The sequence below is a fragment of the Ruegeria sp. YTSA072 genome, from assembly GCF_059610285.1.
Window position 1 is genome coordinate 245,159 of the sequence record NZ_JBXWNI010000005.1, and the last position, 15,177, is coordinate 260,335.

16 protein-coding genes are annotated in these 15,177 nt (G+C 57.7%); 4 read left to right on the forward strand and 12 right to left on the reverse strand.

Going from position 1 to position 15,177, the window contains the following annotated elements:
* Nucleotides 1-261 precede the first annotated feature (261 nt).
* The gene (locus AC2FIB_RS11575) at nt 262-801 is read left to right on the forward strand and encodes an adenine phosphoribosyltransferase (RefSeq protein WP_109313474.1); all 540 of its coding nucleotides are present in this window, start codon (nt 262-264) and stop codon (nt 799-801) included.
* A 170-nt stretch (nt 802-971) separates the two neighbouring features.
* Entirely contained in the window at nt 972-1,454 is a 483-nt protein-coding gene (locus tag AC2FIB_RS11580; RefSeq protein WP_496736755.1) for a fasciclin domain-containing protein, read from the forward strand.
* Nucleotides 1,455-1,488: 34 nt separating this feature from the next.
* Here the strand turns inward: AC2FIB_RS11580 and AC2FIB_RS11585 are convergent, their stop codons facing one another.
* The 12 genes from AC2FIB_RS11585 to coxB all read right to left on the reverse strand — a co-directional run bounded on the left by AC2FIB_RS11585 (nt 1,489) and on the right by coxB (nt 12,081).
* Nucleotides 1,489-2,904, reverse strand: a complete 1,416-nt coding sequence (locus AC2FIB_RS11585) for an FAD-binding oxidoreductase (RefSeq protein ID WP_496842097.1) — start codon at nt 2,902-2,904, stop codon at nt 1,489-1,491.
* A 38-nt stretch (nt 2,905-2,942) separates the two neighbouring features.
* Nucleotides 2,943-3,761: an MBL fold metallo-hydrolase gene (locus tag AC2FIB_RS11590; protein WP_496736751.1), complete on the reverse strand. Its 819-nt coding sequence runs from the start codon at nt 3,759-3,761 to the stop codon at nt 2,943-2,945.
* 88 nt (nt 3,762-3,849) lie between these two features.
* The gene (locus tag AC2FIB_RS11595) at nt 3,850-4,455 is read right to left on the reverse strand and encodes an imm11 family protein (protein WP_496842099.1); all 606 of its coding nucleotides are present in this window, start codon (nt 4,453-4,455) and stop codon (nt 3,850-3,852) included.
* Between the two features lie 25 nt (nt 4,456-4,480).
* Nucleotides 4,481-5,065: a GNAT family N-acetyltransferase gene (locus AC2FIB_RS11600; RefSeq protein ID WP_058272263.1), complete on the reverse strand. Its 585-nt coding sequence runs from the start codon at nt 5,063-5,065 to the stop codon at nt 4,481-4,483.
* Nucleotides 5,065-6,327 carry a M16 family metallopeptidase gene (locus AC2FIB_RS11605; protein ID WP_496736747.1) on the reverse strand — a complete coding sequence of 421 codons (1,263 nt, stop codon included), beginning with the start codon at nt 6,325-6,327 and terminating at the stop codon, nt 5,065-5,067. The genes AC2FIB_RS11600 and AC2FIB_RS11605 overlap by 1 nt, the downstream gene beginning before the upstream one ends.
* Nucleotides 6,324-7,712: a threonine synthase gene (thrC, locus tag AC2FIB_RS11610; protein WP_496736745.1), complete on the reverse strand. Its 1,389-nt coding sequence runs from the start codon at nt 7,710-7,712 to the stop codon at nt 6,324-6,326. The genes AC2FIB_RS11605 and thrC overlap by 4 nt, the downstream gene beginning before the upstream one ends.
* A complete protein-coding gene (locus AC2FIB_RS11615; protein ID WP_496736743.1) occupies nt 7,709-8,386 on the reverse strand; it encodes an SURF1 family protein in 678 nt (225 codons plus the stop codon). Before AC2FIB_RS11615 ends, thrC begins: the two co-directional genes overlap by 4 nt.
* A gap of 170 nt (nt 8,387-8,556) precedes the next feature.
* Nucleotides 8,557-9,372 (reverse strand): cytochrome c oxidase subunit 3, encoded by an 816-nt coding sequence (locus AC2FIB_RS11620; RefSeq protein ID WP_058272267.1) that lies wholly within the window; start codon nt 9,370-9,372, stop codon nt 8,557-8,559.
* A 22-nt stretch (nt 9,373-9,394) separates the two neighbouring features.
* A complete protein-coding gene (locus tag AC2FIB_RS11625; protein WP_496736741.1) occupies nt 9,395-9,970 on the reverse strand; it encodes a cytochrome c oxidase assembly protein in 576 nt (191 codons plus the stop codon).
* Nucleotides 9,970-10,131 (reverse strand): cytochrome c oxidase system small membrane protein, encoded by a 162-nt coding sequence (locus AC2FIB_RS11630; RefSeq protein ID WP_170561014.1) that lies wholly within the window; start codon nt 10,129-10,131, stop codon nt 9,970-9,972. The genes AC2FIB_RS11625 and AC2FIB_RS11630 overlap by 1 nt, the downstream gene beginning before the upstream one ends.
* The gene (gene cyoE, locus AC2FIB_RS11635) at nt 10,128-11,084 is read right to left on the reverse strand and encodes a heme o synthase (RefSeq protein ID WP_058272269.1); all 957 of its coding nucleotides are present in this window, start codon (nt 11,082-11,084) and stop codon (nt 10,128-10,130) included. The genes AC2FIB_RS11630 and cyoE overlap by 4 nt, the downstream gene beginning before the upstream one ends.
* An 85-nt stretch (nt 11,085-11,169) precedes the next feature.
* Nucleotides 11,170-12,081, reverse strand: a complete 912-nt coding sequence (coxB, locus tag AC2FIB_RS11640; protein WP_496736739.1) for a cytochrome c oxidase subunit II — start codon at nt 12,079-12,081, stop codon at nt 11,170-11,172.
* 176 nt (nt 12,082-12,257) lie between these two features.
* Between coxB and tldD the strand changes: the two genes are divergently transcribed.
* Together tldD and dprA are read left to right on the forward strand one after the other, a co-directional pair.
* A complete protein-coding gene (tldD, locus tag AC2FIB_RS11645; RefSeq protein ID WP_496736737.1) occupies nt 12,258-13,679 on the forward strand; it encodes a metalloprotease TldD in 1,422 nt (473 codons plus the stop codon).
* 240 nt (nt 13,680-13,919) lie between these two features.
* Nucleotides 13,920-15,053: a DNA-processing protein DprA gene (dprA, locus tag AC2FIB_RS11650; RefSeq protein ID WP_496736735.1), complete on the forward strand. Its 1,134-nt coding sequence runs from the start codon at nt 13,920-13,922 to the stop codon at nt 15,051-15,053.
* Nucleotides 15,054-15,177 lie beyond the last annotated feature (124 nt).

Consider the following 15,177-nt stretch of genomic DNA (forward strand, 5'->3'; position numbering starts at 1 on the left):
TATACTTCGCATAGAATTTGTAATTCACGAGCACCTAACAACAAAAGAAGGTTATGGCAACGAACCTTCATGTCGCTCAGGCGATTTTTTCAAAAGATCAAGGCAAGGGGCACAAACCATATCTGACGCGGCCGGTCGATGCACTGTATCGCGACTACCGCCAGTCGAACCGCCGGACGTCTGGGGTGGCAATCTTTCCTTGCATGACTCACACCAATGGGCCAAACAGCCCAGCGTGTTTTGACGCCAGAGGGGATGGCCATGTCCAGAAACAAGTCGGTCAAAGATTACATTCGGACCATCGTTGATTTCCCACATGAGGGGATCATGTTCCGGGACGTAACGACCCTGTTCGCTGATCCGCGCGGTTTCCGCATGGCGATCGATCAAATGCTGCACCCCTATGCCGGTGAGCGCATCGACAAGGTCGTTGGCCTCGAGGCGCGTGGCTTTATCCTAGGCGGCGCAATCGCGCACCAGCTAAGCGTCGGATTCGTGCCCATCCGCAAAAAGGGCAAGCTGCCGGGAACCACGATCAGTCAAGACTACAAGCTTGAATACGGCGAGGCGATTGTCGAAATCCACGACGACGCCATCCAACCGGGTGAAAAAATCCTCGTCGTCGATGATCTGCTGGCGACAGGTGGCACCGCTGCCGCAGGCATCAAACTGATCGAACGGTTGGGGGGCGAGATCGTCTCATGCTCGTTCATTATCGACCTGCCAGAGTTAGGCGGACGCAAGGCATTGGAGGATATGGGTATGGATGTCCAAGTCTTGTGCGAATTCGAAGGCCTTTGACGGCGCGTGCAATCACAAATTCGTGAGTGGAAATCTGAGACCGCGCTGGCTTAGCGCGGTTTTTTATTGGATCAACCCGAACTTATCGGCACAAACAGTGATCTCTTTTCAGTGATGCAGCGTACCCCGAATGATGCCACCAAGGGCATTCCAACCAGGGAAATCATACCATGTTTCGCAAACTCGCAATTGCCGGCGTCGCAAGCCTTTTCGTTTCAACTACGGCTTATGCTGATGGCCATTCCAAAGATATCGTCGACACCGCCGTCGGCGCAGGTAGCTTTGAGACTCTTGTCGCAGCTGTTCAGGCTGCCGAGTTGGTTGATACGCTGAAAGGCGAAGGCCCCTTCACCGTTTTCGCCCCCACGGATGAGGCGTTTGCCGCCCTGCCCGAAGGCACCGTCGAAACCCTTCTGAAGCCCGAGAACAAGGATCAACTGGTCGCCATCCTGACCTACCACGTGGTGCCCGGCAAAGTGATGTCAGGCGATCTGTCCGATGACATGAAAGCCGCAACCGTACAGGGCGGAGAAGTCAAGATTGACCTTGATAACGGCGTAATGGTCAACGACGCGAACGTTGTTCAGGCAGACATCGAAACATCGAACGGCGTCATCCACGTGATTGACAAAGTTATTCTGCCCGCATCGTGAACTCAGCGCGCGGCCTGTATTAAACGGGCCGCGCCTACGCCTTTAGAACGGCACCCGGATTCATGATCCCTTTTGGATCAAGCGCTGCCTTGATCGAGCGCATTGCCGACAGCTTTACCGGATCGCCATAGCGACATAGATCATCCGTTTTCAAACGCCCTATGCCGTGTTCTGCGCTAATCGAACCACCGAACTCATGCACCAAATCATGCACCAAGCGTTTTACCGTTTGCCGCTGTGCGTCATACTCTGAACGGCTATGCCCCTGCGGCGGGAACACGTTGTAGTGAAGGTTGCCGTCACCCAAATGCCCAAAACAGTTAATCCGGAAATCCCCCAACCTGCGTACAATTTCGGACCCTCGCAGGATGAATTCGGGGATTTGCGAGATCGGGACCGAGATGTCATGGCTCGAGACCGAACCGATCAACCGGTTGGCTTCGGGAATATGCTCACGTACGGCCCAAAGCTCCATTCGTTGCGCTTCGCTTTGGGCTATGACTGCATCACCTACAAGCCCGCTCGCCTCCGCTGTTTCGAACAGCGCCATCAGCGCGTCTGACGGTGACGCACCGCCAGAAAGACCCAATTCAATAAGCACCATCCATTCAGGCTGGACGTCAAAGGGCTGGCGGATATCGGGCAAAACCTCGGACAAGAATTGCAGGCCCTGCTTGTGGATCAGCTCAAAGGTGCTGACCCCCTCGCCCACCTGATCGCGTGCCAGCGCCAGCAATTCAATGGCAGCATCCGGAGAGGCCACCTGGAACATCGCGGTGCCGGTCTCGGCCGGACGCGGGTACAGCTTCAACGACGCAGCTGTGATGATCCCCAGCGTGCCTTCCGCCCCGATCAGAAGGTTGCGCAGATCGTACCCAGTGTTGTCCTTGCGCAATCGGCTGAGGCCGTGCCAGATTTCACCATTTGGAAGAACTGCTTCCAACCCAAGACACAGGTCACGCGCATTGCCGTAGCGCAATACATTGACGCCACCCGCATTCATCGCAAGATTTCCACCTATCCGGCAAGACCCTTGCGCCGCCAATGCCAAGGGGAACAATCGATCAGCTTCTTCCGCAGCAGCCTGAACATCGGCCAGAATGGCACCGGCCTCGGCGATAAGAATGTTCTCGGTCGGATAAACCGCCCGGATGGCTGACATCCGCTCCAGTGAAATAAGCAACGGGGCCGGGCCGTCGGTCATCACCTGCCCGCCGACCAATCCGGTGCCGCCGCCGTAAGGCACGACGGGAACCGAAGCATCCGAGGCGAGCCGAACGAGCGTCGAAACCTGTTCCACCGACTTCGGCAGCGCCAAAACGCCGACATGGCCTGCGAACCTGCGGCGCGGCTCTTCCAGGTATCGTTCCTCGACAGGGTGCAGAATATCATCGCCCACCGCAGTGCGGATTAATTGGGCAAAATTGTCATCGGCAGGGTTTAGTTTCATACCCTTTCCTTGCCCAAGTCGTGACGCCCCGACAAGCCTTATTCCAGTTCGATGAGGTATTGCGGCTCAAGCACCACGACCGTCGGGCGATCAGGTAACGTACGCAGAGACACGGTGATCTCAGACACACCTTTGCGCTCAACGGGGAAGTCGTTGCGGATATCGACCAGAAACCGGTCCAGCGAAAAGCTAGAAAACCAGTGCATCGGAATAATGACCGAGCTTTTCAGCCGCTTCAATACCGTGATCATTTCCGGCAGCGGCATCGTCGTTCCACCATCCACCGCAGCCATCACAACATCCAAACGCCCCAGGGCGGCAAATTGTTCATCCGACGGCACATGATGCAGGTGACCCAGATGGCCTATGCACAACCCTTCAACCTCAAACACAAAGATTGAATTTCCGCGCTCTTCCACACCGCCATAAGAGGATCGGATATCGGTCGAGACATTGCGAATCAGCATCTCTCCCAAATCAAGATAGTGTTCGATCCCCTGCCCGAACTCGCCCCACCCCGGCAACACATTCGGAATGGCCGGGTCCGGGTGGGCGGTCCAATGGGTGCTGTGGGCGTGGTTCATTGTGACCACGTCCGGGATAAGATCGGCACTGCCGATGAAACCGGTGAAGTCCGTTACCGCGTTCAACCCGCCCTGCGTCTGAATCATAAACGACGCATGAGCGATATAGCTGATCCGAACCGAAAACTCCGGCACTGGATCCTGCCAGGCTGCTTTGTGAATATACTCAATCCCCGGGGCGGCATCCGCTATGGCAATGCAATGGCTCGGCCGCCGCTCCTGCGCCACAGCCCCGCCCGAGATCACCATCAATACCGCAACAATCCAGCGCATGCCCGGAGTGTAGCGCAGAACACGGGTAAGTCACGCCTGCAGATATCGCGTGAGTGAAACCACGGAATTGGCATTTTCTAGGAGCAGTTCAGAGAACAATGCACTTCCGCAGCTTGAACGGGCGCGAGACTTTCGCCGCACGCAACGCTTGTGCCAACGGATCACTCACAAAAAACGCGTGGCGCATTTGTGTGTCTATCCAGATGTCAGGACCGTCCAGGGCCGAAGCGCTGACCGCAATATCCTTGTCTTGCATTGCCCCAGGCGGCTGCCAGATAGCATAGTTTGGGTACGGCTTTGTGATGCGCGGAGATTGCTCTGTCAGCACGGCAGTCTTTTGTGCGCCGAAGTTCAGACAATAATATTCGCCTTCAACCAGAGAGGCACGGTCATGCTGAAACAGTTTGACAGGGTAGAGATTGCCTTCACCGAGATCAAACTGGTGCAGAACCGCCGCACACGCGGAAGACACCGTCCACAGACCTCCAGCCATAAAGAAATCAGGCTGCTTCTTTTCCTTTTTGTCGTTGTACTTCGCGTACATTTCTTTCGGGAAACAGTCTTCTGACTGCGGTTCTCCAAGTCTGTTTCGCTTCATAGCTTCAACAGCGCGTTCCATATCCCTCAGGACAATGTCTGCCTCAAACCCTTTGATGCTTGAAACGCTCACCATCGCATCACTGATCCAGATCATTGGCTGCTTTGCCCGCGCCATCGACCTACCCCGCGTCGGTCTTTCCGCGCCGGTCCGAGCGCAAGCTGGCATACAGCACATGCGTCCGCCAGCGTCCGTTGATCTGCAGGTATGACTGTGCCACGCCCTCGTATTTGAAGCCCGAGCTTTCCAGCAATCCACGCGACGGCTTGTTTTCGGGCAGACAGGCGGCCTCGATCCGGCTCAGGTCCAGTCGGGTAAAGGCGTGATGAACGATCGCACCAATGGCCTCGCGCATGTAACCCTGACGGGCAAAAGACTGGCCCGTCCAATATCCCAAGGTTCCTGCCTGCGCCGGGCCGCGACGGACATTGTCCAGCGTGATGGCCCCCAAAAGCACATCATCCGTGCGACGGAACAAAAACAGTGGGATCGCCGTCCCACCGGCCACGGAGCGCTGCGCCCAATAAACCCTGTTGGTAAAGGACTTGCGGCTTAGGTGATCCTTGGCCCAGATCGGCTCCCACGGGGTTAGGTATTCCTGTGACGCGCGCCGTAGCGCCGCCCAGTCATTAAAGTCGGAATGTGCGGGCGGGCGCAAGCTCAGGCGCTCGGTTTCAAGTTTCAGCTTGCGTCTGCCCAACAGCATCACGCCGCACGCCTCTCCTGCAATTGCGCCAGCGTGGGTGCGCCCGAGACAGGACCGTAAAGCGCCAGCGCAGCAGGGGCTTGCACTGCCATCTGTTCGGCGAAGGCACGCACATCTTCGGTGCTGACGGCGTCGATCTTGGCCACGGCATCCTCAAGCGAGGGAACCCGATCCCAGATCTGCACCAAACGCGCCAGACGTTCCGCCCGGTTCGACGGGCTTTCCAACCCCATCAGCATACCGGCTTTCATCTGCGCGCGGGCGCGGGCAACCTCTTCGGCGCTCATGTCTTCGGCGGCGCGCTTCATCTCATCAATCGTTATGCTGGCCAGCTCTGCGACCTGATCCGCCGACGTTCCGGCGTAAATCGTCGTCGTGCCGGTATCGGCATAAGCTCCGGTCTGCGCAAAGATCGTGTAGCACAACCCGCGTGTTTCGCGCACTTCCTGGAACAGGCGAGAGGACATGCCGCCGCCAAGCGCCGTCGAATAAATCTGTGCGGTATAGATCGCATCGTCGCGATAGCCGGGGCTTTCCAGCGCCAGCGCGAAATGCGCCTGCTCCAGCTCTTTCTCCTGCCGCGCTTCGCCGCCAGTGAAACGGGCGGTTTCCGGGATCAATCCCTTGCGCGGCTGCAGATGACCAAACATCTCCTCGGCGGCTTTCATAAGCGCGTCGTGATCGACGGCACCGGCGGCAGACAGGATCATCTGCTCGGGTCCATAGTGTTCAGCCACAAACCCGGACAGATCTTCGCGAGAAAACGCACTGACCCGTTCGGTCGGACCCAGAATGGTGCGACCCAGCGGTTGATCGTGGTAGCTCTGCTCTTGCAACCAGTCAAAGATCACATCGTCGGGCGTGTCATAGGCCTGACCGATTTCCTGTAGGATCACACCGCGTTCAACTTCGATCTCACGCGGGTCGAAGATCGGGTTCAGAACGATGTCACCGATGACATCCATCGCCAGCGCCACATCGTCTTTGAGAACACGCGCGTAATAAGCCGTTACTTCGCGCGACGTGTAGGCGTTGATATACCCGCCCACGTCCTCAATCGCCTCGGCGATTTGCAACGCCGAACGGCGCTTGGTTCCCTTAAAAGCCATGTGCTCAAGGAAATGCGCGATACCGTTCTGCTCAATCCGCTCATGCCGCCCACCGGCGGTCACCCAGATGCCGATGGCCGCCGATTGCAACCCCGGCATGTGTTCACTGACGATACGAAATCCGTTCTTCAGTTGGTCTTGTCTGACAGTCACTCAGCGATATGCCTTCTGATATGATCCTCGAGGGCGCCCAGATCGTTGGCGATGCGGGTCACCCGTTCCGGACGTTCATACAGATCAGACATGCGGGATGGAAGAGGCGGATGTTCCCCGCTTGCCTCCTCAACCGCGGCCGGGAATTTCGCGGGATGTGCGGTGGCCAGCGTGATCATCGGCACATTGGCGGCGCGATGCTCTTCTGCGACCTTAATTCCAACGGCCGTGTGAGGGCATACCAACTCGGCGCTGTGGACCAGCGTGGACTTGATCGTGGCCAAGGTCTCATCCTCGGAGACCCTCCCTGAGTCAAAGCTCTCGCGCAGCGCTTCCATTGCGCCCTGACTGACATTGAAGCCGCCGTTCTTAAGCTCATCCATCAACTGCGCAATAGCCGCACCATCCTCGTCATAGGCATAGTACAGAGCCCGCTCAAAGTTCGAACTGACTTGGATATCCATCGAAGGGCTGATCGAGGGGATCGTGTCACCTTTGAAATACCCTTCACCCGACAGGCATCGGTGCAGAATGTCGTTTTGGTTCGTGGCCACCACCAGACGGTCAATCGGCAGGCCCATACGCTTGGCCAGATAGCCCGCAAAGATGTCGCCGAAATTGCCGGTCGGCACCGTAAAGCTGACCCTGCGATGCGGTGCGCCGAGGCTGACAGCAGCGGAGAAGTAGTAGACGATTTGCGCCAGAACACGGGCAAAGTTGATCGAATTCACGCCAGCCAGCTTCACGCCGTCGCGGAAGTCGAAATCGTTGAACATGTCCTTTAGCGCGGCCTGACAATCGTCAAAATCGCCATCCACGGCCAACGCATGCACGTTGCTGTCCGCAGGCGTGGTCATCTGACGGCGCTGCACTTCCGAAACACGCCCATGTGGGAACAGGATGAACACGTCCACGGCGTCGAGCCCCCGGAACGCTTCAATCGCAGCCGAACCGGTGTCGCCACTGGTCGCGCCAACGATGGTTACACGGTCACCACGGCGCTTCAGCGCCACCTGGAACAGCTGACCGATCAGCTGCATGGCGAAGTCTTTGAAGGCCAAGGTCGGCCCGTGGAACAGCTCCAACAAGAAGTGGTTTTCGTTCAACTGCTTCAATGGCGCGCGGGCATCATGGCCAAAGCCCTCATAAGCACGGGCAATGATTTCTTTGAACTCACCCTCACCAAAGGACCCGCTAACATAGGGCCACATCACCCGGAACGCGATTTCCTCAAAGGGCAGTCCGGCCAGTGCTGCGATCTCATCCTGCGTCATCACCGGGATCTCGGCAGGCAGGTACAGACCACCGTCACGTGCCAATCCGGTTAGCATCGCCTCTTCAAACGTCAGTTCGGGCGCCTGCCCGCGGGTCGAGATGTATTTCATGTCGCGTCACTCTCAGAAGGGGCGCGGCTGCGCCACAGAAAATATCCGGTCATCGCGGCCCAGACCAAAGCCAGGCCAAACCATGTTATTGCATATTGCAAGTGATCATTCGGGATACCCGTCGCCGAAACAGGCAAGGGTGTGATGTTGGGGTCGGTTTGCGACCGCGCGATTAGCAGAACTGGCTCAGCCCCAAGTGCGGCGGCCAGGTTCGGTACATCGCGGGCAAACCATATATTGTCGTCAATATCCGGCTCAGGCGTGTAGCCGTCAATTTCGTCCGGCCAGTGCAGATTTCCAGTGATCTCCATCGGTCCATTCAGCCTTTGATCGTGCTTCGCGGTCACAGGAACAAAGCCCCGGTCCACAAGAATTGTCCGGTCATTTGTGCTAAAAGACTGGATGATGCGATAGCCCGCCCCAACCTGTTTGACCGAGACAAGAACGTGGATCTCGCCCGGCTCGACCTCGCCCGCAATTGTGACCGGCAGGTACTTATCAGCATCAGGCAACACGGTGTCAGGCAAATCAACCGGATCGGCTGAAATCCGATTTTCAATTTCGGCTAAAACGCCTTGTTTCCACGCCAACCGCTGCATTTGCCAGACACCCAGGGACACAAGGATCGCCAGACCGGCAATGCCAAAGATCATCAGAAAGAGAATGCGGCGCATGTCAGGACCAGGTTGTGTTGTTCGAAGGCTCTGCAAGAGCCGGCGTCTTGTTAAGGGCTGCAGCCGCAGAAAGGCAACCTTGCAATTGTATGGGGCGCAATCTTGCGCCCCGAATAGAGAAAAAGCCGCCCCAAAAGGGCGGCTTTTGCAATTTGTTCGCCCGTCTGGCGCTACATCAACGGCGCCTGGCCCCAGATGTATACTGCGAAGAACAGGAACAGCCAGACAACGTCAACGAAGTGCCAGTACCAGGCAGCCGCCTCAAACCCGACGTGTTTCTCAGGTGTGAAGTCACCCTTGAGCGCCCGGATTAAGCACACTGAAAGGAAGATGGTACCGATAAGAACGTGGAAACCGTGAAAGCCCGTTGCCATGAAGAAGTTCGAATAGAACTGATCACCGCCGAATTTCCAGCCTTCATGCGCCAGCAGCTCATAGTATTCAAATGCCTGCAGACCTGTGAATGCGACGCCCAGAGCGATACCGATGGCCAGCCCCTGGACCAGCGCCTTGCGATCATTGCCGTGCACCAGCGCGTGGTGCGCCCAGGTGATTGCACAGCCCGACAGCAGCAGGACCAGAGTGTTGATCAGCGGCAGGTGGAACGGGTCAACAGCATGAATGTCAGGTTGGATGTATTCGGTACCGGCATAGTCGTACATCGGGTACATGCGATGTTTGAAGAACGACCAGAACCAGGCAAAGAAGAACATCACCTCGGACATAACGAACAGGATGAAGCCATAGCGCAGGCCGATGCGGACAACCGGCGTGTGATCGCCCTGGCGGCTCTCGACCACAACCTCGGACCACCATGCGAACATGGTGTATAGAACGGCCACCAGGCCGGCCCAGAACATCCACGAGGTAACCCCGTGCATCCACAGGACGGCTCCGAACAGCATCACAAAGCCGCCGATCGCGCCGATCAGAGGCCAGATCGACGGGGCCAGAATGTGATAATCATGGTTTTTTGCGTGTGCCATCAGCGTCCCTCACCTACAGGCGTTAGTTCGTTGTTATATCAGCCTGCGTCTCAAGGGCGGCAACGCCCTCGGGCAGGTCAATTTCGTAGAATGTATACGACAGCGTGATCGTATGAACATACTTAGCTTCAAGATCCTCGACCATTTCAGGGTCGACGAAAAAGGTGACCGGCATCTCAACACGTTCACCCGGTTGCAGCACCTGCTCTTCAAAGCAGAAACAGGCAATTTTCTGAAAGTACCCGCCGGCCGAATACGGTGTCACGTTATAGGACGCCTGTCCCGCGATGGGACGGTCGGTCGGGTTGTAGGCTTCATAAAAGGCCAGTCCGGTTTCGCCGATACGCACTTCCATCTCGCGAGCGACCGGCTTGAATTCCCATTCCATGCCTTTTGCCTTCGAGGCGTCAAAGCGGACGGTAACCTTGCGATCCAGAATATCCTCGGGCGCAGTCGCAGCAACACCGGTGGTGCCACCAAAACCGGTGACGCGACAGAACCAATCGTAAAACGGAACGGATGCCCAGGCCAGGCTGCCCATAAGGACAACCACGCCAACTGTCTGCGCAACAGTTTTCTGAGGACCTGACAGAGCCATCAGTTCTGTACCTCTTGCGTCGCCAAGCTGAAATCTGTTCCTGAAACCTTTACGACCGTCAGACCAAATATGATCACGATAAAGGCGGCCAGCGTCAGGCCGACCCCAAGGTTACGGCTGAACCGGCGTTGGTGAAGTTCGTGGCTCTTGCGCAGGCTCATGACCAACCTCCCAGCCCATAGGGTTTCAGCAGTGCTTCGACCAAGATAGCACCGAAATGCAGGAACAGATACAGCAGCGACAGCTTGAAGAACGCGCGTTCGACCTTGAAATTGTCGGCCTCGGAATCATCCTCGTTCCGGCGTGAAATCTGCCACGCTCCGCGCAGGAACAGCGCGTTCAAGACCACAGCGACGGTCAGGTAGATCGGACCGCCAATACCCGAGAATGCGGTTCCAACAGCCAGCATGGCCAGCAGCCCGGTATAGACCAGAATGTGCCAGCGCGTGGCGCGACGACCATGTGTGACGGTCAGCATCGGAACGCCCGCGTCGTCGTAATCCGAGCGCATGAACAGCGCCAGAGCCCAGAAATGCGGCGGGGTCCACATGAAAGTCAGGGCAAACATCAGCCACGGCTCGATCGACATCGACCCGGTTGCAGCAACCCAGCCGATAACCGGCGGAAAAGCCCCAGCAGCTCCGCCGATGACGATGTTCTGCGGCGTCGAGCGTTTCAGCCACATCGTATAGACGACAACGTAGAAAAAGATCGTGAAGGCCAGGAAAGCGCCGGCAAACCAGTTGGTTGCCAGACCCAGCATAATAACGGACAGCCCCGACAGGGCCAGCCCGATTGCCATCGCCTCACCCTCCTGGACCTTGCCAGAGGGGATCGGGCGGCCTTTGGTACGCTTCATCACGCGGTCGATATCGGCATCCCACCACATGTTCAAAGCGCCGGATGCGCCGCCGCCAATGGCGATGAACAGAATGGCGCAAAAGCCGACGAATGGATGAACAGGGACCGGTGCCGCAAGAAGGCCGACCAAAGCGGTGAACACGACCAGCGACATCACACGCGGCTTCAGCAGGGCAAAGAAATCGCCAAAGCTGGCCTCATCCGCGTGGGATTGGGCGCTTACTGTGCTGGCATTGATGCTTGCGTCGCTCATTTCCGGTCCTTCTGGGGCGAAAACTGCGCGGATACCGCGCAGCCTGCATTACCTTTGGCGCGAGCTTTTCAGCCCGCGCGGGTCATTACTTAGATGCAACCTGATAGGCTGCGGGCTGACCTGCATACTCTTCCAGTGCGCCTTGCAGCCACTGCTCATACGCCTCTTCGCTGACCACTTTGACGGTGATCGGCATGTAAGCGTGATCCTTGCCGCACAGTTCGGAACACTGACCGAAATAGATGCCTTCCTTTTCGGCCTCGAACCACAGTTCGGCCAGACGACCAGGAACACCGTCCTGTTTTACACCGAAGGAGGGGATGGTCCACGAGTGGATCACGTCCGAAGCGGTAACCTGCATGACGATGATCTTGCCAACCGGAACCACAACTGCGGTATCGGTGGCCAGCAGCCATTCGTCATCGCTGTAGCCCGCATCCGCCAGCTTGGCACGCATCGCATCGTTCAGAACAAATGGGGTCACGTCCGCATCGGCCGGGCGTGCGCCTTCGTCCAGTGTGGCCGGGTGGCCCAGCAGATAGCTGTCAAAGGCGAAATCGTGATCAACGTATTCGTAGGTCCAGTACCACTGGTTCCCAACGACTTTGATGGTGATGTCGCCTTCGGGGATTTCCTGCTGATTGAACAGAACTGGCAGCGAGAAGGCACCGATGAATACCAGAATCAAGATCGGGCCAAGGGTCCAGGCGATCTCAACCGGGGTGTAGTGCGAGAATCGCGCCGGTTCAGGGTTGTTACGCGAATTGTAGCGAATGATGCAGTAGATCAGCAGACCCGCAACAAACAGGCAGATCGCGGTGATGATCACCAGAATCATATCATCCAGCCGGTGAATCCCCGAGGCCAGGCTGGTGGCCGCGGGCTGGAACCCAAGGCCGCCATCAACCGGCTTACCAATAATCTCAAGCTCCTGAGCCATTGCGGGAAGGCTGGAGAGGGCTGTCATCAACCCCGAAAGCATCAAAGCATTCTTCATTTTCTGTCCTGATCGTCTGATCTTTGCTTCTCTGGCGAAAAGGTGTGAATCAGTCGCACCTCTCCCGTTGTCTTTGGCCGCGTTAAAAACCATATTCCGTCGGGTAGATAAAGCAAAATGCTTGCGTCAAACAGACGCTATTTTTGATCTGGATCAAACTCGGAAGGTCCCAACAGATGTCCAATGACCCGTTTCGCCCATTTGATAGCGCTATTCCGCATGACGAGGCGCTTGCGGTTTTGCAATCCGCCACCTCTGGGGCAGAAGACGGAGAGCTGTTTGTCGAGCGGCGAAAATCCGAGGCTTTGGTCTTTGACGACGGGCGCTTGAAGACGGCATCTTATGACGCATCCGAAGGGTTTGGCCTGCGGGCGGTGCAGGGCGAAGTTGCCGGGTATGCGCATTCCACCGATGTCTCAATTCCGGCGCTGAAACGGGCGGCAGAAACCGCGCGCCTTGCGGTCGGAGACGGTGGCGGCACGCTGGCCGATGGTCCGCACGCTACCAATACCCGCCTTTATACGGACGAAGACCCGATTGAATCCGCTGATTTCCCGGTCAAGATCGAAACACTGCGCGAGATCGACGCCTATGCCCGCGACATGGATCCCCGCGTCGTGCAGGTTAGCGCGACAATCGCCGCAGCCGTGCAAGAAGTCGAGATTTTGCGCCCGGACGGCGTACTGATGCGAGACGTGCGGCCAATGACCCGCCTCAATATCTCGGTCATCGTCGAACAGAACGGTCGCCGCGAAAGTGGCTCGGCCGGGGGTGGCGGGCGCGTCGGGCTAGACGGCCTGATCGATCCGTCGGATTGGCAGGACAAAGCGCGCGAGGCGTTGCGGATCGCCTTGGTCAATCTCGACGCGATCCCGGCCCCTGCCGGCGTGATGGAGGTCGCGCTTGGCCCCGGTTGGCCAGGCATCCTCTTGCACGAGGCAATCGGACACGGTTTGGAGGGTGACTTTAACCGCAAGGGAAGCTCGGCCTTTGCCGGTTTGATGGGACAGCAGATCGCATCCAAAGGCGTGACCGTTGTTGATGACGGCACAATCCCGGATCGTCGGGGCTCGATCTCTTTGGATGACGAAGGCACACCCAGTTCCAGGACAGTCTTGATCGAAGATGGCGTCCTGACCGGCTATATGCAGGATCGCCAAAACGCGCGCCTGATGGGCGTGGCCCCCACCGGAAACGGGCGGCGGCAAAGCTATGCGCACAAACCCATGCCGCGGATGACGAACACTGTGATGCTGGGCGGTGAGGCTGATCCGGCCTCTTTGGTTGCGGACATCCAGGACGGAATCTGGGCCGTTGGTTTCGGCGGCGGTCAGGTGGATATCACCAACGGCAAATTCGTGTTCTCGTGCACCGAGGCGTACCGCGTTGAAAACGGTAAAATAGGGGCACCCGTCAAAGGCGCGACCCTGATCGGCGACGGCCCATCCGCCCTTAAACGCATTCGGGGATTGGGCAACGACATGGCGCTGGATCCGGGCATGGGAACCTGTGGCAAAGACGGCCAGTGGGTACCGGTCGGCGTTGGCCAGCCTACCGTTCTGATGGATGGCCTGACAGTCGGCGGATCGGCCGCATAGCCGGGAATCGCTTGGCGGGAAATCGAGAGCGCAGGGTTAACACTGCGCTTTCAGCCCGCCGGCGCCTTAACATCCTGTCAGGCGAGCCCGTTGAAGGCAGTTATTTTTATTCCATATATTTCAACGCACTAGATAACTCTCAATTACAAACGTCGAAAATTTTCCGAATAATTTGAAGAGATTCACAAGCTGTTAACCCCGGCAATCGTAAACCAGTTCTGCAATCAGGCGGAGCATCGGATGACCGAAGAGCAGCATTCTTCCTATCACCCCACACTCCCACCCACCACGGAAGAGGATCGATTTTCCTGGCTTCGTCTGTTGCGCTCTCGCAAGGTTGGTCCGGCGACGTTTCGTCGGTTGCTGCGGGAACATGGCTCGGCGCAGAACGCGCTGGCCGCGCTGCCGGAAATGGCACGCGCTGCCGGAATTGGTGGGTACGAAGTTTGCCTCCCCGGCGTGATTGAGGCGGAACTCAAGGCCGCAAAAGCCGCGAACGCGCACCTTTTGTGCCTTGGCTCCGCCGACTATCCAGATGCCTTGAACGATCTATCCGACGCCCCGCCAATGCTTTGGGCGATTGGAGATAGCTCTCTGCTGCAGCGCCGGTCGATTGCACTGGTCGGCGCGCGGAATTGTTCGTCCCTGGGGGCGCGGATGGCGCGGGGGCTTGCGACAGATCTCGGCAAGCAAGGCTATGTCGTTGTGTCCGGCCTGGCACGCGGCATTGATACAGCGGCCCATATGGCCGCGCTTGAAACGGGCACCGTCGCTGTGATGGCGGGCGGCGTGGATGTCGTCTATCCCACCGAAAACACAGTGCTGGCCGAAAAGATTGTCCAAACTGGGTTGCGTGTCTCGGAGCAGCCCATGGGCGTCACACCGCAGGCCCGGCACTTCCCGCGCAGAAACAGGATTATCTCAGGTCTGGCGCAGGCGGTTGTCGTCGTCGAAGCTGCCGCAAAATCCGGTAGTCTTATTACTGCGCGGGACGCCTTGGATCAGGGGCGCGAGGTTCTGGCCGTACCCGGGCACCCTTTCGATGCACGCGCTGCCGGGTGCAACATGCTGATCCGGGACGGCGCGATATTGGTACGAGCCGCCGAAGACGTCATTGAGGCGCTACCGAAACGGGCACCTACCAGTCAGGTCGAGGGCCCCGCCATGCACGACGTTGTAACCAAACCAGTGATAGCAGGTACCGCACTGCATCGTGAAATCCTGTCGCGATTGGGCCCCTCCCCGATTGCAGAGGATCAGTTGATCCGCGACATTGCCGCAACGGCCGGAGAAATCGGGCCGGCGTTGATTGATTTGGAACTCGAGGGACAGATCCAGCGCCAGCCCGGCGGCCTCCTGTCGCTGTCAGCATAATCTTCATCGTTGAGGCCTGGTTTCTGCCCAAGTCCTTTTTATGCACAGGTTACGTGGTTGTAATTACCACATAATTCCTGTGTTCAAAGGAACGCATTGACAATTCGCCCTTGCCCTCCACATC

What these genes read in the sequence shown, in the direction of transcription:
- AC2FIB_RS11575 (WP_109313474.1), top strand. Translation starts at nt 262, where the DNA reads ATGTCCAGAAACAAGTCGGTCAAAGATTACATTCGGACCATCGTTGAT.
- AC2FIB_RS11580 (WP_496736755.1), top strand. Translation starts at nt 972, where the DNA reads ATGTTTCGCAAACTCGCAATTGCCGGCGTCGCAAGCCTTTTCGTTTCA.
- AC2FIB_RS11585 (WP_496842097.1), bottom strand. Translation starts at nt 2,904, where the DNA reads ATGAAACTAAACCCTGCCGATGACAATTTTGCCCAATTAATCCGCACT.
- AC2FIB_RS11590 (WP_496736751.1), bottom strand. Translation starts at nt 3,761, where the DNA reads ATGCGCTGGATTGTTGCGGTATTGATGGTGATCTCGGGCGGGGCTGTG.
- AC2FIB_RS11595 (WP_496842099.1), bottom strand. Translation starts at nt 4,455, where the DNA reads ATGATCTGGATCAGTGATGCGATGGTGAGCGTTTCAAGCATCAAAGGG.
- AC2FIB_RS11600 (WP_058272263.1), bottom strand. Translation starts at nt 5,065, where the DNA reads ATGCTGTTGGGCAGACGCAAGCTGAAACTTGAAACCGAGCGCCTGAGC.
- thrC (WP_496736745.1), bottom strand. Translation starts at nt 7,712, where the DNA reads ATGAAATACATCTCGACCCGCGGGCAGGCGCCCGAACTGACGTTTGAA.
- AC2FIB_RS11615 (WP_496736743.1), bottom strand. Translation starts at nt 8,386, where the DNA reads ATGCGCCGCATTCTCTTTCTGATGATCTTTGGCATTGCCGGTCTGGCG.
- AC2FIB_RS11620 (WP_058272267.1), bottom strand. Translation starts at nt 9,372, where the DNA reads ATGGCACACGCAAAAAACCATGATTATCACATTCTGGCCCCGTCGATC.
- AC2FIB_RS11625 (WP_496736741.1), bottom strand. Translation starts at nt 9,970, where the DNA reads ATGGCTCTGTCAGGTCCTCAGAAAACTGTTGCGCAGACAGTTGGCGTG.
- AC2FIB_RS11630 (WP_170561014.1), bottom strand. Translation starts at nt 10,131, where the DNA reads ATGAGCCTGCGCAAGAGCCACGAACTTCACCAACGCCGGTTCAGCCGT.
- cyoE (WP_058272269.1), bottom strand. Translation starts at nt 11,084, where the DNA reads ATGAGCGACGCAAGCATCAATGCCAGCACAGTAAGCGCCCAATCCCAC.
- coxB (WP_496736739.1), bottom strand. Translation starts at nt 12,081, where the DNA reads ATGAAGAATGCTTTGATGCTTTCGGGGTTGATGACAGCCCTCTCCAGC.
- tldD (WP_496736737.1), top strand. Translation starts at nt 12,258, where the DNA reads ATGTCCAATGACCCGTTTCGCCCATTTGATAGCGCTATTCCGCATGAC.
- dprA (WP_496736735.1), top strand. Translation starts at nt 13,920, where the DNA reads ATGACCGAAGAGCAGCATTCTTCCTATCACCCCACACTCCCACCCACC.